The organism is Paenibacillus beijingensis (assembly GCF_000961095.1).
Classification (GTDB): Bacteria; Bacillota; Bacilli; order Paenibacillales; family Paenibacillaceae; genus Paenibacillus_O; species Paenibacillus_O beijingensis.
In genome coordinates, this window is sequence record NZ_CP011058.1 from 1,992,039 (window position 1) to 2,012,146 (window position 20,108).

Below are 20,108 nucleotides of genomic sequence, written 5' to 3' on the forward strand. Positions count from 1 at the left end.
CGAAAAGATACACTGCCGCTGTACTTTTGAACATTCCAAAAAGATATATAACGTCAGGTCCGCGAATTTATGATTGCGTTAAGAAAAACAGCCGCCGTACCTGAACATGGACCCCTATCTGGCGATCAATTTCTATGGTCAACCGTTATGACTTACATGTTATTCTTCTATACCGATGTTGTCAAAATCCCGCCCGCCGTAATCGGGACCATGTTTTTGATCGTGCCGGCAATCCGGACGAGCATCATGCCTATACGCCCTTAAAGAAGGAGACTGAGCGATATGTCAACTATTAATGTCCCGCAAACGATGAAAGCCGCCGTCATGCACGGCACCCGGGAAATCCGCATCGAGGAGCTTCCCGTTCCGCAAATTGCCCCAGACGAAGTGCTGATTAAAGTGATGGCGGTCGGCATTTGCGGTTCGGATTTGCATTATTACACCCACGGCCGGATCGGGAAATATGTGGTGGAGAAGCCGATCATTCTAGGCCATGAATGCGCGGGGGAAATCAGCGCCGTCGGCGCGAATGTCCGTCAATTTCAAGTCGGGGACCGCGTTGCCGTCGAGCCGGGCGTCACCTGCGGAACTTGCGAGGCCTGCAAGGAAGGAAGATACAACCTTTGTCCCGACGTTCAATTTCTCGCTACGCCGCCGGTCGACGGCGCATTTGTCCAGTACATCAAAATGCGCGCGGACTTCGTCTTTCCGATTCCGGACAGCCTCTCTTACGAAGAAGCCGCTCTGGTCGAGCCTTTCTCTGTCGGCATCCACGCCGCCGCCAGAACGAACCTGCAGCCGGGCTCCACAATCGCGATCATGGGCATGGGTCCGGTCGGCCTGATGGCCGTCGCCGCGGCCAAGGCGTACGGAGCAAGCCGGATTATCGTCACCGATCTGGAGCCGGTACGTCTGCAGGCGGCCAAGCAATTGGGTGCAAGCCATGTCATTAACGTGCGCGAACAAAACCCGGACGAGGTAATACACAGCATCACCGGCGGCAGAGGCGTCGATGTCGCTTGGGAAACCGCCGGCAATCCCAAGGCGCTCCAGTCGGCTCTCGCTTCGCTGCGGCGCGGCGGTAAACTCGCCGTCGTCGGCTTGCCCGCCCAGGACGAAATTCCGTTGAACGTCCCTTTTATCGCCGACAACGAGGTCGACATCTACGGCATTTTCCGCTACGCCAACACGTATCCGAAGGGCATCCGGTTTCTCGCCTCCGGCATTGTCGACGCAAGCAAACTTGTCACCGACAAATATCCGCTCGAACAAACGCAGGAAGCGATGGAGCGGGCGCTCAACCATAAGAGCGAATGCTTGAAAGTGATCGTCTACCCGAATGGAGCGCCCGAACAATCGGCAGCCGATGCGGAAACGGAGCGACAGCCCGCAGGGCGTTGAGACAATCGACAAAAACCCCGCCGCAGGCGCCAGGCCTTATGCAGCGGGGTTTCACGTTTGAAGAGCCTTAAGCGTTCGCAGTGCGGGCTTTGCCGCGGAAGAGCAGCTTGTCCGCTGCCAGCAGACCGCCGCCGGCCAGCATCAGATGCACCGAAATCGCCAGCAGTGCAAGGTCGAGTTCATACCCGCCGACCAGACCCGCCGAGCTTTTCACCTGGAAAATAGCGCCCAGCATAATAAGCGCAAACAGCGCTGCTATAATGCGCGTCCCAAATCCGATAATGAGCAGGATGCCCCCGATCAACTCAATCGTGCCGACCGCGTAGGCCATAAAGCCCGGCAGACCGATCTTCTGAAAAAACTGCGACGTGCCGGCAAAGTTTTGCGCCTTCTGCCAGCCATGCAGCATAAAAATAATACCAAGTACTACCCTCGCGATTAACGTTCCGATTTCCACATTTTTTCCCATGATCATTTCCTCCTGAACTTTTTTGACAGGCCTGCAAAAACAGCTTCGAAAACATCGCTTTAGCAATAAGCTTCACCGGTATTCGTCTTCGTTTCAAGAACGAAGACCCGCCCGGCCGTTGGCCGACTCGACTGTTCATGCACCATCGATCCTGCTCCCGGCTGTTTTCTTTTGCCTCCACCTCCTATCCGAATTTAACACTACAACATGTAGTGTTTTGAGTTGAGAAAACCTCTATCGAGGCCTCTTAAGGATGAGCGACCGCGTTTAAATGTAGGTTTTATCGCCAAGATAGAATTTGATTTTCGCAACTGCGAAATTTATAAATTCTATCTGTGGTAAAAAAAGCAGGGGCTTTCAGTTCAGCACCCCAAAAAACATCGCTCCTAGCGCGACGAGCGCCGGCAGTGAAATCATCGTCCGCTTGAGCGGCAGCTGCAGCGGAAGCTGCTCGTCCGGATTCAAAATAAGCCTGATTCGGCAATTGATGGACGTCTCCGCAAACGAGACGTGAGCAAAGGAAGGCGGCTCCGCCCCGCCCCGCTTCAGCATCTTGAGCAGCGCCCCGGCCAGATCGGCCGCCGTACCTTGCCGGCTCATCGCTTCGTTGTCGGCGAGCACCTCACGGACGATTTTGTATTGATGGCAAAGCCATCCGAGCAGCGGAATGTACCAGAACACAGATGCGAAAAGAGAGAGCAAAAACAGGTTGCGCGGATCGCCGTGCTTCTGATGATAGGTCTCGTGAAGGATGACCGCCTCAAGCTCCCGCGGCTCCAGCAGCGACATCAGCCCGGTCGATATGACGATGCGCGGCTTCAGCATGCCCATCGTGAACGCCGCGGGCTCCTCGCGGTCAATGACGAGAATGCCGCTGCGGCCGCTTCCGTACCGCCGGTTCATCTCCTCGGTCAGCGCCGGCTCGAGCATCGCCTGAAGCTTCCGGCCGGCGCGGCGCGCCAGCAACGGCTGCCGAGCCGACTGCCACAACAAAACGAGCAACGTCACAAACACAAGCAGATTGAGCGCCTTCACCAGCGCGGACAATCCGAGGTCCATGAGCGTCGCCGCGCACATATGGATCAGGTTGCGGTTCATCTTCCATCCCGTCAGCATATCCGCTGTATAGATCATCATCTCCAGCGCGATGAAGCCCGGCAAGGCGAGCCCCAGCACGAGCAGCAGTCTGGATTTTGATTCCCACATGGCTACCGTTCCTTTTTCAGCTCTTTAATTTTTTGCTCGAGCTGCTCGATCAGCTCCGCATCCGCTTCCTCCAGCTCGTCCAACATATGGCTGACGACAAGCGGACCGAATTCCTCCATCAGATCGTGCGTCAGCTCGCGCGACTGCGTGTCCAGAAACTGTTCTTTGCTCTGCGCGGGCCGGTACACCGACGCACGTCCGAGCGGACGCTTCTGCAGTACTTTTTTGTCGACCAGCCGGTTCATGACCGTCATCACGGTATTAAAATTGGCCGCTTTCTCCTGGCCCAGCTTCGCCTGAACGTCTTTGATCGTCATTTCGGGTCCGTCCCACAGAACCTTCATAATTTTGGATTCCAGCGGTCCGAAAAAACGGTTCAATCCGCTTTCGTTTGTTTTGAAATGGTGAATCTTCATCGATGCCGCACCCCTCGTCAACTTACACTACTCATTGTAATGTTGAATGGGAACCTTCGTCAACCGTCCGGCAGAATCCGGCCGCTGCCGCGTGCATGTGCAACCGGAACCGCTTGAAAACGTAAAATAAACAACTACCAAGCGGAGGTGCTCTCATTGAACAGGTGGCTGAAAACGGTGCTGTTTCTGGCCGTATCGATCGTGTTAACCCGGCTCATTCCGTTTTCTTCTTTCTTCCGCAATGTGAATACGATGGTGCACGAATTTTGCCATGCGCTGCTCACGCTGCTGATGTCAGGCCGTGTGAGCGGCATCCAGCTGCACGCCGACCACAGCGGCGTTACGTACTCCTACCTCTCCTCCTGGTGGAGTCTGACCGCCGTGTCGCTGGCCGGTTACATCGGCGCATCGCTCTTTTCGCTGCTGCTGTTTGCATTGTACTTCAAACGGCGGGAGCGGACGGGTCTGCTGCTGATTACGGCCATTGCCCTGCTTATGATCGTGTTTTGGGTGCATGAGGGGTTCGGGGTGTGGTGGCTCGCCGGTTTTATCGGTTTAAACGCAGCGATCTATTTTTTCGCGCCGGCGTTTGTTCATTGGTACTATGTGCTGCTCGCATTTATTATGCTGGAGGAATCGGTGCTGGGGCCGTTTTACCTGCTTCAGTACGCGCTGCTCAGCCCGGGGCAGGCCGGCGACGCCGCCAATATGCGGCAGCTGACCGGCATCCCCGCCCTCGTCTGGGCGCTGCTGTTCGTCGTCGTCTCGCTCTGGTGCGCGGTGAAGTCCGTTGCCTTTTTCGGCAAAATAAGAGCGCCCAAAACGGCCCGGACCGTGCACACGGAGACGAGGCAGCGGCCGTACAGCCGCGATTAGATTAGGCCAAACGTCTGTGCCGCCTTCTCTTCCCCATTCACGATAATCGCGAGCCGGTGGGTGCCGGGGTAATGGCGGCGCGTCGTCAGCGGCTTGAACGACTGCTTGCCGGTCACGACGCTCGTTCCCGGATCATAGATCCGTTCCGACAGTTTAAACCGTTTCGGGGCGAGGCGGCCGTTTGCCTTCCGATAGCCGATTTCATACTCCACCCGCAGCTTCCGCGGACCGCCCGACCCGTTATGGAGACGGACCGTGAAGGGGAGCTCCTCCCCGACGTTCACGCTTGTCCGGGTCAGCTCGACCGACAACACCTCGATTCCGCCGGAATCGCCGAGACCGAACAACCGCAGCGCATCGGGATGCGCCTGCTTGAGCAGCGTTCGGCAGCCGTGCCGGACGATCCAGTCGGTGTGCGGATGTTTGCCGTACCAGCCGGCGGCCAGCTTCAGCACGAGGGAAGGATGGTCTTTGGCCATGTCGTTCAGATTGTTGGCGACGCTTTTGCGGACATAAAGCGATTCGTCCTCCTTTAACGCCTCCAGAATCGGCACAATCGGAGCCGGGTCCGCCTTGAAGGCGTCCAGCGCCTGCGCCCACGGCAAGCGCGGCCTGCAGCCTTCGCTGGCCAGCCGGCGCACATGCTCGCTGTCGTGCCGTGCCCACTGCGCCATCTGCACCATCATGCGCTCCTGATCGCGCCGGATAAACGGCCGGACGTCAAATTCGGAGCTGGAGAACGGCGTCAGCCGCTCCAGCGCATCGATGGAGCGGTCCCATTCGTCCAGCCCGTTCACTTCGACAAAGTCGGGAAAAAACAAATATTCGACGCCCCTGCACTGCGGTGCCGCCGCGAGCAGCATATCGAGCGCTTCCCCGTAGGAAGCGGGCAGCGCCGCGGTTAACGCATGTGTAATATGGCGGATCCGCTGCTTGAACTCTTTCTGCTCCCAGCCCTCATCCAGCACGAGCGCGACAAACCGCCGCCCGTCAAACCGGGCGCTTATGCGCTCCATCCGTCCGGCGAATTGTTCGATAAACGTCTGCGAATACACATTTTTAAACGACTCCATTCAAGAGTCCCGCCTTTCTTTTGCTAAGTGCTTTCACTATAGCACATACGTTCGCGTCTGTCGCGCGTGGAACAACCACGGCTGTCCGCCTGCCTTTAGACTTCCAACACGGGAGCCTGTATTGTACACTGTTGCTAACAGGTTTGACAGGTTCGCGTTCGCGGCATAACTTTTATCGAAAAAAGGATGGAAGTCTAATCATGGAACATTTAGTCAACGCAAAGGTGAAAGATATTCAGATAAGCGGCATCCGCAAAATCGCCAATCTCGTTGCGGGTTATCCGGATGCGGTCTCCCTTACGATCGGCCAGCCCGACTTTCCGACCCCTGTGCACATTATGGAAGCGGCAAAACGGGCCATTGACGCCCAACGGACGGTGTACACGCCCAATCCGGGACTGCCGGAGCTGCGCGAAGCCGTATCCGCGTTCGTACGCGGAAAGTACGGTCTGCATTACCGCGGGACCGACGAAGTGATTGTGACTAACGGCGCCAGCCAGGCGCTCGATATCGCCCTGCGCACCGTGCTGACGGAAGGGGACGAGGTCATTCTTCCGGGCCCGATCTACCCCGGTTACGAGCCGCTTGTGAAGCTGTCGGGCGGCGTCCCCGTTTACGCCGACACGCGCGGCAGCGGCTTCAAGCTGACGGCCGAGCTGCTCGAGCCGCTGTTGACAGAGCGGACAAAAGCGATTATTTTATGCTACCCTTCGAACCCGACCGGCCGCGTCATGACGCAAGAGGAGCAGGAAGCGATGGCGCAGCTGCTGCGGGAGAAGGAAGTATTCGTAATATCCGACGAAATTTACAGCGAGCTCGTGTATGACATTCCTTACCGGTCGATCTCATCTCTGGCCGGCATGAGGGAGCGGACGATCGTTATCAACGGCTTGTCCAAGTCGCACTCCATGACCGGCTGGCGCATCGGCTTTACATTGGCTCCGGCTGAAATTACGAAGCATATGGTGAAGGTGCACCAATATAACGTCACCTGCGCCAGTTCCATCAGCCAATATGCGGCGCTGGAAGCTCTGACGGCGGGTTATGACGATGCGCTGCCGATGCGGGACGAGTACTGCAAGCGCCGCGATTATGTATATGAGCGGCTGACGGCGATGGGCATGACGCTGGAAAAACCGGAAGGCGCGTTCTACATCTTCCCTTCCATCGAGCGCTACGGCTTGTCCTCAATGGAGTTCACGATGAAGCTGCTGGAGGAGCAGCGGGTGGCCGTCGTTCCGGGCGACGCCTTCTCGGTGTATGGGGAAGGTTATATCCGCATCTCGTACGCTTACGGGCAGGAAGTTTTGGAGCGTGGCATGGACGGTCTGGAAGCGATGGTGAAAAAGCTGTAGCTTCGAACTTCTAGTGCGGTGCATATAGGTCCGCTGCGCGGACGAATCATTCTTCCGATCGCTGTTGCAGCCGGATCGTTCCGATTACATAACCCTTAACAGGGTTACGATCCGTCTACAAAGGCGAACGCTGTCGCTTCTCCAGAACGATTCGTCTGCTCCGCTCTTTTTTCACCGAAATTTCTTTTCTCCCGTTTCCGATTTTAAAAAAGAAAAAAAGCCCATTTTCGGTTCATTACGAAAATGGGCTTATTATTTCATTAACGAAGATCTACTCCCCACGCGACTTCCAGGTGAAATAATCGGTCATCACGGAAATCGCCAGGTCGATTGCCCCCTCGTTCGGCTCCAGCTTGGCGTGATGCAAGCCGTACGGCGTGTCCACCCCGAGCCAAAACATGAATCCGGGAATTTTCTCGAGCAAATACCCGAAGTCCTCGCCCGTCATCGCTTCGGTGCAATCCACCAGCTGCACATCTTCCCGGCGGCGCAGCCAAGCCATCAGCTCTTCGGTGACCGCTTCATCGTTATACACCTGCAAATAGTTCGATCCGTAATCGATCTCTGCGCGGCAGTCGAAGCCGGCCTCGACGCCCTTCACGAGCGCTTCGATTCTCGACTTTACCAGCTTCATCGTATCGGCGGACAGCGTGCGGATCGTGCCTTCCAGACGCGCCTTCTCGGCGATAATGTTCTGCTTCGTGCCGCCCTCGATTTTGCCGACGGTTATGACGGCCGCATCGAGCGGGTTGACGTTGCGTGCGACGATCGTCTGCAGCTGGCCGACAAGCTGGGCCGCGGCGACGACCATATCATTCGCTTTATGCGGGTAAGCCGCATGTCCGCCCTTGCCGGTCAAATCGATGAACAGCTCCGACGTATTGGCAAACAAAATGCCCGGCCGCGTCGCAATCGTGCCGACCGGGTACTCCGGCGCAATATGCAGCGCCGCGATCTGGTCGGGCATCCAATCGGCCAGTTCTTCGCTCTGCAGCATCGGAAGCGCGCCGCCGGGACCTTCCTCTGCCGGCTGGAACAGGACGATCAGGTCGTCGGCGATCGGCTGCTGCGTAAAATGCGTCACGATACCGAGCGCGATCGCCATATGAAGATCGTGGCCGCAGGCGTGCATGTAGCCCGGATGCATCGATTGGAAATCATAGCCGGTGTCCTCCGCGATCGGCAGCGCATCCATGTCGGCCCGGTACCCGAACCGGCGCTTCGGCGCGGTTCCGCGGATACGGACCAGAATGCCGGTCCGCCAGGTCCGCACCTCCAGCCGTTCCTGTGGCAGCGACGCGATATAATCGAGCAAATAGCGCTGCGTCTTGAACTCCGCGAAGCCGGGCTCCGGGATTTGGTGCAGGTCGCGGCGAATGCGGACGAACGGGCTTTGTGCAGTTAACGTCATAGCCTTTTGAAGCCTCCTTCTATAAAAATAACGCTGCTTACATTCAAAGAAAGCCCGGCGGTAGCCGCCGAGCTTGTCAGGTAAGGCGAAAACCGGCAAGGGGCCGGACCTACAAGGTCCGCAGCTCCTGCAAAATTTCGGTTTTCGATTTCGTTTTATCGTCGACTTGCTTGATCACGCGTGCCGGTGCGCCGGCTACAACCGTATATTCCGGTACATCCGCCGTTACAATCGCGCCAGCTGCGACAACGGATCCTTTGCCGATGCGAACGCCTTCCAACACAACCGCGTTGGCGCCGATCAGCACGTCGTCTTCCACAACAACCGGCTGCGCCGAAGGCGGCTCGATGACGCCCGCAAGCACGGCACCCGCGCCGATGTGGCACATTTTACCGACCTGTACGCGTCCGCCAAGAATGGCGCCCATATCGATCATCGTGCCGGAGCCGATGGAAACGCCGATGTTGATGACCGCGCCCATCATGATGACGGCGTTGTCGCCGATGGCGACCATTTCGCGGATGAACGCGCCCGGTTCGATGCGCGCGTTGATGTTTTTCAGATCAAGCAGCGGGATTGCCGAGTTGCGGCGGTCGTTTTCCACTACATAGTCTTCGATTTTGCCGCTGTTTGCTTCCAGCGCGGCTTGGATAACGGCCCAGTCGCCGAATACGACGCCGCTGTTGCCGGAGATGAACGATTGAACGCCTTCGCCGAACGAGACGGATTCAAGATCACCTTTAACATATACTTTAACGGGAGTTTTTTTCGTGCTTGTTTTGATCAAATTAATGACATCTTGCGTATTCATTTCAGTAGACATGAAATTTAACAGCTCCTTTTCCTTTCATCACCTACGCCAACCCGGACGGGACAAGCATAAACTACCTCATTTATAGCATAAAAACGGGGGCTCCCGCAATTTGATCCTGTCTAAACTTTTTTAAGCAGACCTATTGACACTTGGATGAAAATGATTTATCTTTAATTCAAGATAATTAAATTTGAAACGAATTGAAGGAGCGGATGCGATGAGGACATTGAACCGATGGAAACATGCAGGATGGGAAGAAGCAGAAGTTAAGAAATGAAAAAAGCGCATTTTTTTACTCTATTATCTTAAATTAAAGATTATTAAATTAAAATTAACTGAGGAGATGAATGAATATGATGGATTTAGGTTTGCTGTTAATTCGCGTTATTGTCGGTGTGTTGTTTATCGGTCACGGTGCTCAGAAGTTGTTCGGTATGTTTGGAGGCTACGGTCCCAAAGGCACCGGAGGCTGGATGGAATCGGTCGGGATTAGACCGGGTGTAGCGATGGCCGTATTTGCCGGGCTGCTGGAATTGATCGGCGGGGCCCTGTTCACAGTCGGATTGTTAACTCCGGTGGCGGCGCTCCTGATCGCGCTTACGATGCTGGGCGCCATTGTGAAAGTGCATGGGCCGAACGGGCTCTGGGCAACTGCTAACGGTTATGAGTACCCGCTGGTGCTGTTGGTCGTTGTGATCGGCGTTGCTTTAATCGGTGCGGGTGCATACTCGCTGGATGCTCTTTTCTTCTGAAAAAAATAAATAAGGAGTGATTTTCGATGACTTTACAAACGGCTGGAATTCACCATATCACGGCATTTGCAAGAAATCCGCAAGAAAACGTCGATTTTTACGCTGGCGTCCTTGGACTGCGGCTTGTGAAAAAAACGATTAACTTTGACGCTCCCGAGGTCTATCATCTTTATTTCGGCGACAAAGCGGGCAACCCCGGTACGATCATTACATTTTTCCCTTGGCCGGAATCAAGCGTCGGCCGGATTGGCGGCGGACAAGTGGGCGTCACCACTTACATCGTGCCTGTCGGAGCGCTTGCTTTCTGGGAAGAACGTCTCGCCGGCTTTGGCATCCCCGTCACCAAGACGACAAGATTTTCTGAGCAATATCTGCAATTCGATGACAATGAAGGACTGCACCTCGAGCTGGTCGAAAGAGAAGGCGGGCGGAACAGCGAATGGTCGTTTGACGGCATTTCGACCGATAAGGCCATTAAAGGGTTCGGCGGTGCGGTGCTGTTCAGTGTGGATTCGGCGAGAACCGTCTCCGTTCTGGAAAACATTCTCGGGCTGACAAAAGTCGGGGAAGACGCAGGTTATGCCCGCTTCCAAGCTTTCGGTGAAATCGGCAATATCATCGACGTGCCTTTAGCCAATATGAATAGGGGCATCGGAGGGGCTGGAACGGTTCATCATATTGCCTGGAGAGCCAAAGACTTCGATGAGCATGTACAGTGGCAGCAAGAAGTTTCCCGATCCGGTTATTATCCGACACCCGTTATTGACCGTCAGTATTTCAACGCGATTTACTTCCGGGAAGGCGGCGGCATATTATTCGAGATCGCCACAGATCCGCCGGGATTCGCAGTTGACGAGGATGCGGATGCCCTTGGCCAAAAAATTATGCTGCCTTCGTGGTTTGAGCCAAGCCGCGCACAAATCGAAGCGAATTTGCTGCCGATCCAAGTTAGAGAATTGGAAGCGAAGAAGTGATGAGGCCTAATTTCTCGAGGGTGGACGGGTCGATGCGCAGAAGTTAGCCGCGGTTCGTCGCCCGGCAGGGCAAAGAGTTGAATGTGCTATTTCAACAAACTTTAGGAGGACGGGACAATGACGAAGAAGATCGGAATTATTGTAGGAAGCTTAAGGGAAAACTCATTCAACCGGATGATTGCGGAGACGATTCCCGAGCTTGAGCCTTCTGTCGAATATGAGTTGATCTCTTTAGCGGAACTCCCTCTTTACAATGGCGATTTGGACCGTGGGGACGGTCCCGAGTCCGTCCGGCTCTTCCGTGAAGCGATTAAGAGGGCCGACGGCATCATCATTGTCAGCCCTGAATATAACTCGGGTATTCCCGGCGTACTGAAGAACGCTCTGGACTGGGCCTCGACACCGACCAAAACGGCGGTACTGCGCAGGAAGCCGGCCGGAATCGTTGGGGCTACTCCGGGGGTCAAAGGCACAATCTTGTCGCAGCAGCAGATCCGGCAGACGCTGGAGGCCACCCAAGCTTATGTACTGCCTTTTCAAAAAATGTATATTTCGCAAGTGATGGATAAGGTGGACGCGCAGCGCCGCATTTTGACGGACGAAACAACCCGCAGCTATTTGCAGCGCTATGTGCAGCAATTCATCCACTGGATTGATCAGGTTCCATCTTTGGATTGAATTACGCTTGTTTGTTCAGAGGAGCGGGCCGGAGCCGGCACAGCCGCTCCGAAAATACGGATCCCCATATGGAAACGGCGATAAGCACGACAGTCGAGATGACCGACAAGAGCAGTGCGGAAAACGCGCCGGCGAAAGGAAAAAGAATCGCAAACGCAAGCAATCCCGTCAGATAGGGTGCAGGAACAACGCCGGCTACGATTCGCATAAACAACAAGTTGCCGAGCAGGAAAAGCTCCGTTCCTCCGAGAATAACTGCGGCCGCCTTGACGTCGGAATGACCTGTGGGATGGGCCAGCACCAGTTCATCCCCCACGGCCGTCATAATAATGCCTGCGATCAGAAGAAGATGCGTATAGGTATACGCCGAGCGGGCGACTCTGCCCGGGTCCGCTGAGTGGGCAATGAAGTGATGTCCGGTTTTGGCGGCCACATCGAAATAAATCCACCACATCGCCACCGTGCCGGCGAAGGCGGCGCCAAAGGCTGCGAGCGTGACGGGATTCCACTCCAGCTTGGCAAATGTCGCCCCCGTCACCAGAATCGACTCCCCGAGGGCGATAATGATGAACAAGGCGCAGCGCTCCGCCATATGTGAGCCTTCGATGTCCCAGACTGCGGTTGGCGTTTTGCCGATCCGCGGCAGCCAGAAGCCGAGAGAAGGTGCGATGTATTCGATCAAGAGCGCAGCAATCCACAGTGCAAGCCGCCAAGATTCATGCGCAATTCCCCCTGCGATCCAGAACGCTCCCGACAAGGACAGCCAGCAGAGAATACGGATGAAATTGATTCTGAGCTCGACCAGGCCTTTGCGAAGCAGCCAGACGGTATACGCTGTCCGGCCTACCTGAAAGAGCGCATAAGCAAGTCCGAAGTAGAGCCCGGATGACTCGAAAGCCTCGGGAATCGATGTCGACATGATCAGCCCGAGGAGCATAAGGACAATCAGCATGACCCGAACATGCAGCGACTCTGGATTCAGCCAGTTGATAACCCAGGCCGTGAAGATCCAGACCCACCATACGGCCATTGTAATAAGCCCGAGCTGGACGGCTCCTTTCATCGTGAAGTTTTCCAAGAAGGAGTGCGACAGTTGGGTAACCGCGAAGACAAAGATCAAGTCGAAAAACAATTCAATGAAAGACACTTTACCCGAATCGCGATTTCCCCTATTGCGAAACAGTACCGCTTCTGAAGTCAATTTTCTCATATATCCGCTCCCTATCGACAATGGCGTATCGGAATACCGGTTTGCCATTTTTTTAGTTTGGATGCCGGTACGGCTGAATAGTCCGCATACATCATGATTGTATCATGCGCCGAACCTTGTGATCATCACTGTCGAGTTTGGAAAAATGTTAATTTCTTTTCCTGCCATTTGGGGTTAGGAATTCATGCATTTCTTTGTTATAATAACAACAACTTTCGCTTGCATGAGGAGATGACTATGAACTTCATAAGCACTCGGGGAAACGTTGGGGCAATCGGCTTTATCGACTCCATTCTGATGGGTCTGGCCGACGACGGCGGCCTGCTCGTACCCGCCCAAATACCGCAGCTTTCTCAAGATACATTAACGCAGTGGTCCAAACTGCCTTACGAGGAGCTGGCGGTTGAATTATTCGCACTCTATATGGGGGACGATATTCCGCGCGACGATCTGAAGGCGCTCGTGCATGACAGCTACTCGACGTTCCGCGATCCGGAAGTGACGCCGGTGCGCGCGATCGGCGATCGCGAGTACGTGCTCGAGCTGTTCCACGGCCCGACCTTCGCCTTCAAAGACATCGCCCTCCAGTTTCTGGGCAACCTGTACGGCTATGTTTCCCGCCAAAGGGGGACCGTCATCAATATTCTCGGAGCGACTTCGGGCGATACCGGAGCGTCGGCGATCGAGGGCGTGCGCGGCAAGGAAGGCATCCGCATCTGCATTCTGCATCCGAACGGCAAAGTGAGCAAGGTGCAGGAGCTGCAGATGACGACGGTTCACGACGAGAACGTGCTGAACTTGTCGGTGGAAGGCAACTTCGACGACTGCCAGCGGATCATCAAGGAACTGTTCGCCGATGTGGAATTCAAGCAGCGCCACCATCTGCGCGCCATCAATTCCATTAACATCGCGCGTATTTTGGCGCAGACGGTTTATTATTTCTACGCCTACTTCCAAATCGCCAAAGACGGCCGCGATGCGAAGATCAACTTCAGCGTGCCGACCGGCAACTTCGGCGATATTTTTGCAGGTTACTTGGCCAAAAAGATGGGACTGCCGATAGGCAAGCTGATCTTGGCCACGAACGAAAACAACATTCTGGAGCGGTTTGTGACGGAAGGCGTGTACGAGCCGGGCGAATTCCGCAGCACGCACAGCCCTTCGATGGACATTCAGATCGCGAGCAACTTCGAGCGGTATTTGTACTACTTGTACATGGAAGACCCGCAGGCCGTAACCGAGCTGATGAACCGGTTCAAGACGGAGGGCAGAATCGTCATTCCGGCAGACAAGCTGCAGACCGTTCAAGCCGATTTTGCCGCCTATGGCGTGGGGAACGACGAATGTCTGGACACGATCGGCAAGGTGAAGCGGGAATCCGATTACCTGCTCGATCCGCATACCGCCTGCGGCGTTGCGGCGTCCTCCAAGCGAAGCGAGAGCGGCGAGATTACGGTGACGCTGGCAACCGCGCATCCGGCAAAGTTCGACGAATCGATCCGTCTGACCGGCATCGAGCAGCAGTTCCCCGAGCAGATCGAGGCGCTGTTCGAGAAGCCGCAGTACCAGACGCTCGTCGGCGGCTCGAACGCCGAAATCGCGGAGCAGCTGGAGAAATTTTTTTAAGCGAAAATGAATGGAAAAAGCCGGCGCATGATGTCGAAATCATGCGCCGGCTTTTTGGCGTTGATCGGGCTTGTCCGTTTCCTTGACCGGACGGCCGATCGCCGGCCGGACTGCGAACGGAAGCGCGCCTCTTCCTTGGCGGATTCGTCGGCAGCCGGTATTCGCGAACGGCATCAAGCACCCGCCCAGCCTCGATATCGGGTTGTGAGAGTATTTTGACATTGAAAGTGAGAGTCTCTTTGTCTTACCGTTATTACAGGATCACGATAAGCCTGGCCAGAAGGCGATGTATCTCTCCAAACCCGCTCTTTAAAATCATGGTAGCCGAGGTAATATCCTTGTCTATAAACAACTTTAACTAAAAGGAGGTAAATCCATTGAAGTTTCTTCGCGGCCGTAAATTTATCGCAACGCTTGCCATTCTGTTCACTCTCAGCACCGTTTCAGCAGGGGCAGCAAGTGCACTGCCTCGAGAGCCTCAGACATCATCGGAATACTACCAGTGCTCGAGCTTTGGGGAGTGCTTGGAATTTGCTTACTGGGGTTATTTTCTAAGGTAAGAGCAATGCATGGGGGCTGCTCCAAAAGTAGATGCAATCTACTGAGGGGCAGCCCTCTCCTACTCGATAATAAAATAATGAGCTAAACGCTCAAAGCCTTTTTTCAGATACCGGTAATAAGTGCTTTGGGAAAGTCTGAGCCGGGAAGCAACCACTTCGTGCGTGCCGATTTTTTGGATATAGGCGAGCCGGATTGCCTGTGCCAGGAGCTGATCTTCTTCCGTCCCCCGGCCCATCTTCTCAAGGCATTCCAACACCACTTTTCGAACTGCGGAAGCAATCGAACCTTCAAGCAATACCATCTGTTTGATTTTGTCCAATCCCTGCAGCGATTTAAGAAGTTCAGCGTCGGATTCGAGAGCATGAGAGTTGTTCATAGCTTTCTTTAGTAGCGATGAGACTTCTTGCAGGGAAATGGAAACTTTCGAGTTGGCTGGAAGCAGCCGCTCGGTCAGCGGATCTGAAAGTTCCTTCTCCCGTAAATCGATTTGATAAGCGTGTACGGGTGTTCCGTTGGTATAATAGGAATCCGCCCATGGAAGCCGCTTAAAACCGATCGAAGTATAAATATCCGTAAAATATTGGATGGGTGTCAGAGTAATAATCAATTTACCGGCCAGTTCATAAAACAGGTATCTCAGTAGGTATCCGAATACGGAGGGTTCAAAATCAGGGAGAGTACATCCCAACCATATCAGATATTCTTTTACTTGGAGCGGCGATTCTGTAATATAGGTGCGAAAGACGGGATTGCCTTGAAAAATCAATCTGGTTTCCGGATTTAGTGGAACCAGAGCATAAAAAGCTACAAGCCTGTCATCAACCCCAAAAACCGTAAAGGAGGAAGGTTCCGCTTCCCAAACTGCACGAAAATAGGTTTCCTGATGCGTCTCATCAGGCAGATAAGGAGGAATTGTGGATGCCCAATCCTGATACATCTTCTCCAATACAGGAATGTCAACTTCCCTCGCCTGGCGTTTCTCCACCTGAAAGCTCTCACCCTGGCCGCGAAAGCCATAACTGCGAAGCAGTTCGTTTTCATGCAAATAAAGAAGCTCTACTATCAGCCGTCTCTTTTGATCTGTTGGTGCTTCAGCAAGCCGTCCTTGCAGGACGAGCAAAGCTTTTCGCCGATACAGGTCGTAGGTTTCCGGAGTGCGATTGTGCAAATCCGATTTTATCCATTCCCTGACAGCATCCACAACACTCCACCCCCCCTGGTCCGATAAGATGATAAACGGCAAACAACAAAACTTGTGGAAAGCTTCATCGGATATTTCTTGTCCCGAAACTTCTTCCAGCATCTCCTGATCGAAGCGCCAGAATATGGAAGATACATCAAGCAACTGCTTTTCAAAGGAGTCTTTAATATCTTGTAAGAGTATGCTGCATAGGGAGTGGATAATTTGTCTCTGCAAGGAACTTTCCCGAAGAACATCCGGCCCGTATTGCAGAACGGCGTCGCAGGCAAGTGTCAGAGCCAAAGGGATTCCCTTGGAAAATCGCTCAATTGAATCACGCGTATAATAATCAAGAATACCGCGTGATTTGGTATATCGATAGGTCGCGCTACGGTTTAACGGTCCAAGCCTGAGGTTGTAAACGAGATCGTTCCAGCCCGGAGCCCGCAGCCAATCACTTTCCAACGGGTACCTTCCTGCAGTGCAGACACGAACGTGAACGGAAAGCAGAGGAAGCCAATTGTCGCGCAGCCATTTTTCAATCGTCTTGCATTCCTCGAATGAATCAATAAATAAAATAAGGCCTTGCCGAGAAATGGCTTCCTGGTTCAGAAACTCCGCAAGAGCGGCGGCACCAACAGCCGCTTTTGATTCGGAAAGCTCCCATCCTTTTTCGTTCAGCCGTATACGCAATTGTTCCAGAAAGTTATTGGGAGTATGAAACTCTTCACCGGTGATCATCACGGTTTCCACACTGGTCTCACGGACAAAGCTTCGAAGCAGACTGGTTTTCCCAATGCCGCCCGGCCCATATAAATGTACAAGCCGCCAATTCTCATTGTCAGTGGCTAACTCTTTACGCATTATAGCCAGCTCGCGCGTGCGTCCCACAAACCATTCCTCTTCTTTCTTCTTCATCAGATCCTGAATGCGAACCATGATATGCCCCCTTATTAGCCATCCATGCCCCTCTCAGGGCACCACAGAATAATGAAAAAAGAAAAACACTCTTCATCGGGGCACTTTTCTAAGCGATTAATCAATATTATTCTTCTCCATCGAAATTCTGCAATCAACCGTCCAACGAATTCTGAAACAATTCTAACGAATGATGGAATTTCACAATTGGTACAGCTGCAGGTCGATACGGCCGCCCGCACCCGCTTCGACGCCTTCCGCCTGCAGAAACGCCCGTTGCAGCTCGCCCCCTTCGTTTCCGATGGCGATTTCGCCTTTGGCGTTGACGACGCGGTGCCAAGGCAGACCGTATTTGCCGCTCATCGCGTGCAAAATGCGCACTACCTGCCGCGCTCCGCGCGGACTGCCGGCCATCGCCGCAATTTGCCCGTAGGTCATCACCTTTCCCGCCGGAATCGATTGTATAATGGCCACTACCCTCTCCGTGAACGGCTGCATCGTCTTCCTCCTCTTTACAACACGAACAAATGTTTGCTATACTCAACCTAAATAAACATCAGGAACATGATAATCGGATATGTATTCCAATCTTCAAATGATGACAAAGCGATGAAACGAAAGTACCCGTCCATGGGAGGTGTTCACGCATATCCATCTTATCACAGATTCGGACCGGTTGATTTGCTCCTGTGCTGTATAACATTTTCTCGCTGCCGTCCGAAGGAAAGAACAATTTAAACCCAATTCTCCCATTGACGGCTCCCAGGGGATGATGGTAAATTGGCTAAAGAGATTTCCACATGATTCCAAACCCATTCCAATAACTGACGAGGAGGATTACGAAATGGATAACATGATTGTTTTTCCCGCTATTCATCGCCAACCATACCGACGTAATCCGAATGTGCGTTTCTAGAATGAAACGGCGCCCGGTTACGTCACTTCGTAATCGGACGCCTTTTTTGATTGCCTTTACGGCTGCTCTTTGACGGTTGGCCTGACCGATGGCCGCGGGAAGAGGACCGGATCGTAAAGGAAAGGCGTATCGCTTGCGAACCCGCATGCGGTACGTCTTTTTTGTGTCTTTCCACAAGGGAAGATACCGCTGAAGTTACCGGCTTTCTGCTGCGGGACGCTTTGCGTCCGTTCATAGGGACGAAGTTCTTCGAGTATGGGTCTTGATCACGCATGGTCTTACATAAAGAAAGGGAGTGGTATCGAAATGTTTGGCGTATTGCGCAAGCTCGGTTGGTTTTTCCGGTTGTATTGGCGCCGGTATACGATTGCGATTCTTTTGCTCGCCGGCGTCGGCGTGCTGGAAATTATCCCGCCGCGGCTGATTGGTTATGTCATCGACAGCATTCAGCAGGGGACGCTCGGCAGCACCGGTTTTTACCGGATCGCGGCGTTATGGGTCGGGCTGACCGCGGTATGTTATGCCGTTACTTATGTATGGATGTATCAGCTGTTCGGCGGCGCGAACGTCATGGAGAGGCTGATGCGTCACCGACTGATGGGCGTATTTCTGAGAATGACGCCCGCCTTCTATGAACGCAACCGGACGGGGGACCTGATGGCCCGCTCGACGAACGACCTGTGGGCCGTTTCGCTCACCGCAGGCTTCGGCATCTTGACGCTTGTGGACTCTTCCCTGTTCATGCTGACGATTCTGTTCGTCATGGCCGTCTTTATCAGTTGGAAGCTGACGCTTGTCGCGCTGCTGCCGCTGCCGGTAATGGCGGTGGCGATGATGCTGTTCGGCCGGATTATTCACGAGCGGTTCACCCGTTCCCAGGACGCCTTCGGCGAGCTGAACGACGGGGTGCTGGAGTCGGTTGCCGGCGTGCGGGTCATCCGCGCCTATACGCAGGAGGAGCAGGATCAGCAGCGCTTCTACGATAAAACGAACGACGTGATGCGCAAAAACATTGCCGTCGCCAGAATCGACGCGCTGTTCGAGCCGACGGCTAAAGTTCTTGTCGGTCTCAGCTACCTGATCGGCTTGTGCTACGGCGCCACGCTCGTCTTCCGCAGCGAAATTACGCTCGGCGAGCTCGTTTCGTTCAACGTTTACCTTGGGATGCTCATTTGGCCGATGTTTGCCGTCGGCGAGCTGATCAACATTATGCAGCGCGGCAACGCTTCGCTCGACCGTATTATGGAAACGCTCGCCACGAAGGCGGACGTTACGGACGGAGAGCAGCTGACCAAGGTAGAGCGGCCGACATCGATCGCTTTCGAGAACGTGACGTTCCGCTACCCTTCTTCCACGACGGATAATTTGCAGGATGTATCGTTCGAGCTGCTGGAAGGCCAAACGCTCGGCATTGTCGGGCGGACCGGAAGCGGCAAGACGACGCTGCTGAAGCAGCTGCTGCGGGAATACCCGCTGGGCACCGGCACGATTGCGGTCGCGGATGTACCGATCACGCAGCTCGCCATCGACGATGTTCTCGGCTGGATCGGTTATGTGCCGCAGCAGCCGATCTTGTTCTCAAGGACGATACGCGAAAATATTTTGTTCGGAAATCAAGACGCGAGCGAAGAGGATCTGCAGCGTGCTTTGGCTAGAGCTTCGTTCGCCAAAGATATCATCTTCCTGCCGGCCGGGCTGGAAACGCTCGTCGGCGAGAAAGGCGTTGCCCTCTCCGGCGGTCAGAAGCAGCGCGTCAGCATTGCCCGCGCACTGATTGCCGACCCGGACATTCTGCTGCTGGACGACGCGCTCTCGGCGGTGGACGCCAAGACGGAAGCGGAAATTATTGACGGCATCCGTACGGAACGGGCCGGCAAGACGACGTTTATTACGACGCACCGTCTGTCCGCCGTGCAGCATGCCGATCTCATTCTCGTGCTGGACGACGGACGCATTGCGGAGCACGGCACGCATGAGGAACTGCTGGCACGCGGCGGCTGGTACAAGGAGCAGTACGACCGGCAGCAGCTGGAGGCTCTCGTCGAGGCGTAGGTGAAAAAGGGGTCGCTGCGCAGGCGGGTTTGATCTTCCGATCGCCTCCGTCCCCGGATTCTTGGATTCGATAAACCCCTGTCAGGGTTAGAATCCGGGGACAAAAACGACCGCTTCGCTTCTACAGCTCCGCTCCCTTTTTTCATATGGAGGGGCAGCAAACGCGGCTGCGCGAATAACGCGCTAGCTGACTGAACCGAAAAAAACATCCTCAAAATAA

The 20,108-nt window shown here is 54.4% G+C and carries 18 protein-coding genes; 8 read left to right on the top strand and 10 right to left on the bottom strand.

What is annotated here, in order from left to right:
- The first annotated feature begins 282 nt into the window (after positions 1–282).
- A complete protein-coding gene (locus VN24_RS08855) occupies positions 283–1,401 on the top strand; it encodes an NAD(P)-dependent alcohol dehydrogenase (protein WP_045670101.1) in 1,119 nt (372 codons plus the stop codon).
- 67 nt (positions 1,402–1,468) lie between these two features.
- On the opposite strand, the gene VN24_RS08860 is transcribed toward VN24_RS08855, so the two are convergent.
- The 3 genes from VN24_RS08860 to VN24_RS08870 all read right to left on the bottom strand — a co-directional run bounded on the left by VN24_RS08860 (position 1,469) and on the right by VN24_RS08870 (position 3,492).
- Positions 1,469–1,870 carry a DoxX family protein gene (locus tag VN24_RS08860; protein ID WP_045670102.1) on the bottom strand — a complete coding sequence of 134 codons (402 nt, stop codon included), beginning with the start codon at positions 1,868–1,870 and terminating at the stop codon, positions 1,469–1,471.
- Positions 1,871–2,227: 357 nt separating this feature from the next.
- Complete coding sequence (locus VN24_RS08865) at positions 2,228–3,076, bottom strand: M56 family metallopeptidase (protein ID WP_045670103.1); 849 nt, start codon at positions 3,074–3,076, stop codon at positions 2,228–2,230.
- Between the two features lie 2 nt (positions 3,077–3,078).
- A complete protein-coding gene (locus tag VN24_RS08870; RefSeq protein ID WP_045670104.1) occupies positions 3,079–3,492 on the bottom strand; it encodes a BlaI/MecI/CopY family transcriptional regulator in 414 nt (137 codons plus the stop codon).
- Between the two features lie 156 nt (positions 3,493–3,648).
- On the opposite strand from VN24_RS08870, the gene VN24_RS08875 reads away from it, so the two are divergent.
- Entirely contained in the window at positions 3,649–4,368 is a 720-nt protein-coding gene (locus tag VN24_RS08875; protein ID WP_045670105.1) for a M50 family metallopeptidase, read from the top strand.
- On the opposite strand, the gene VN24_RS08880 is transcribed toward VN24_RS08875, so the two are convergent.
- The gene (locus VN24_RS08880) at positions 4,365–5,441 is read right to left on the bottom strand and encodes a DNA alkylation repair protein (RefSeq protein ID WP_045670106.1); all 1,077 of its coding nucleotides are present in this window, start codon (positions 5,439–5,441) and stop codon (positions 4,365–4,367) included. The genes VN24_RS08875 and VN24_RS08880 overlap by 4 nt on opposite strands.
- A 200-nt stretch (positions 5,442–5,641) precedes the next feature.
- Here VN24_RS08880 and VN24_RS08885 point away from each other — a divergent pair, with 200 nt between their 5' ends.
- Positions 5,642–6,796 (top strand): aminotransferase A, encoded by a 1,155-nt coding sequence (locus tag VN24_RS08885; RefSeq protein ID WP_045670107.1) that lies wholly within the window; start codon positions 5,642–5,644, stop codon positions 6,794–6,796.
- Between the two features lie 271 nt (positions 6,797–7,067).
- Here the strand turns inward: VN24_RS08885 and VN24_RS08890 are convergent, their stop codons facing one another.
- A complete protein-coding gene (locus VN24_RS08890; RefSeq protein ID WP_045670108.1) occupies positions 7,068–8,207 on the bottom strand; it encodes an N-acetyldiaminopimelate deacetylase in 1,140 nt (379 codons plus the stop codon).
- Between the two features lie 109 nt (positions 8,208–8,316).
- Positions 8,317–9,030 (bottom strand): 2,3,4,5-tetrahydropyridine-2,6-dicarboxylate N-acetyltransferase, encoded by a 714-nt coding sequence (gene dapD, locus VN24_RS08895; RefSeq protein WP_045670109.1) that lies wholly within the window; start codon positions 9,028–9,030, stop codon positions 8,317–8,319.
- 344 nt (positions 9,031–9,374) lie between these two features.
- Here dapD and VN24_RS08900 point away from each other — a divergent pair, with 344 nt between their 5' ends.
- The 3 genes from VN24_RS08900 to VN24_RS08910 all read left to right on the top strand — a co-directional run bounded on the left by VN24_RS08900 (position 9,375) and on the right by VN24_RS08910 (position 11,425).
- Positions 9,375–9,773: a DoxX family protein gene (locus VN24_RS08900; protein ID WP_045670110.1), complete on the top strand. Its 399-nt coding sequence runs from the start codon at positions 9,375–9,377 to the stop codon at positions 9,771–9,773.
- Between the two features lie 26 nt (positions 9,774–9,799).
- A complete protein-coding gene (locus VN24_RS08905; protein WP_045670111.1) occupies positions 9,800–10,747 on the top strand; it encodes a ring-cleaving dioxygenase in 948 nt (315 codons plus the stop codon).
- A gap of 117 nt (positions 10,748–10,864) precedes the next feature.
- Positions 10,865–11,425, top strand: a complete 561-nt coding sequence (locus VN24_RS08910; protein ID WP_045670112.1) for an NADPH-dependent FMN reductase — start codon at positions 10,865–10,867, stop codon at positions 11,423–11,425.
- Between the two features lies 1 nt (position 11,426).
- Here VN24_RS08910 and VN24_RS08915 read toward each other — a convergent pair whose 3' ends face one another.
- Complete coding sequence (locus tag VN24_RS08915; protein WP_045670113.1) at positions 11,427–12,635, bottom strand: low temperature requirement protein A; 1,209 nt, start codon at positions 12,633–12,635, stop codon at positions 11,427–11,429.
- A 237-nt stretch (positions 12,636–12,872) separates the two neighbouring features.
- Here VN24_RS08915 and thrC point away from each other — a divergent pair, with 237 nt between their 5' ends.
- The gene (gene thrC / locus VN24_RS08920; RefSeq protein ID WP_045670114.1) at positions 12,873–14,261 is read left to right on the top strand and encodes a threonine synthase; all 1,389 of its coding nucleotides are present in this window, start codon (positions 12,873–12,875) and stop codon (positions 14,259–14,261) included.
- Positions 14,262–14,300: 39 nt separating this feature from the next.
- Here the strand turns inward: thrC and VN24_RS28430 are convergent, their stop codons facing one another.
- From VN24_RS28430 to VN24_RS08935, 3 genes are all read right to left on the bottom strand, one after another.
- The gene (locus tag VN24_RS28430) at positions 14,301–14,435 is read right to left on the bottom strand and encodes a hypothetical protein (protein ID WP_274520429.1); all 135 of its coding nucleotides are present in this window, start codon (positions 14,433–14,435) and stop codon (positions 14,301–14,303) included.
- A gap of 445 nt (positions 14,436–14,880) precedes the next feature.
- Complete coding sequence (locus VN24_RS08930) at positions 14,881–16,941, bottom strand: AAA family ATPase (RefSeq protein WP_045670116.1); 2,061 nt, start codon at positions 16,939–16,941, stop codon at positions 14,881–14,883.
- 180 nt (positions 16,942–17,121) lie between these two features.
- Positions 17,122–17,418, bottom strand: coding sequence for an MGMT family protein (locus VN24_RS08935; RefSeq protein WP_045670117.1), 297 nt, complete (start codon positions 17,416–17,418; stop codon positions 17,122–17,124).
- 724 nt (positions 17,419–18,142) lie between these two features.
- On the opposite strand from VN24_RS08935, the gene VN24_RS08940 reads away from it, so the two are divergent.
- The gene (locus tag VN24_RS08940) at positions 18,143–19,888 is read left to right on the top strand and encodes an ABC transporter ATP-binding protein (RefSeq protein ID WP_045670118.1); all 1,746 of its coding nucleotides are present in this window, start codon (positions 18,143–18,145) and stop codon (positions 19,886–19,888) included.
- Positions 19,889–20,108 lie beyond the last annotated feature (220 nt).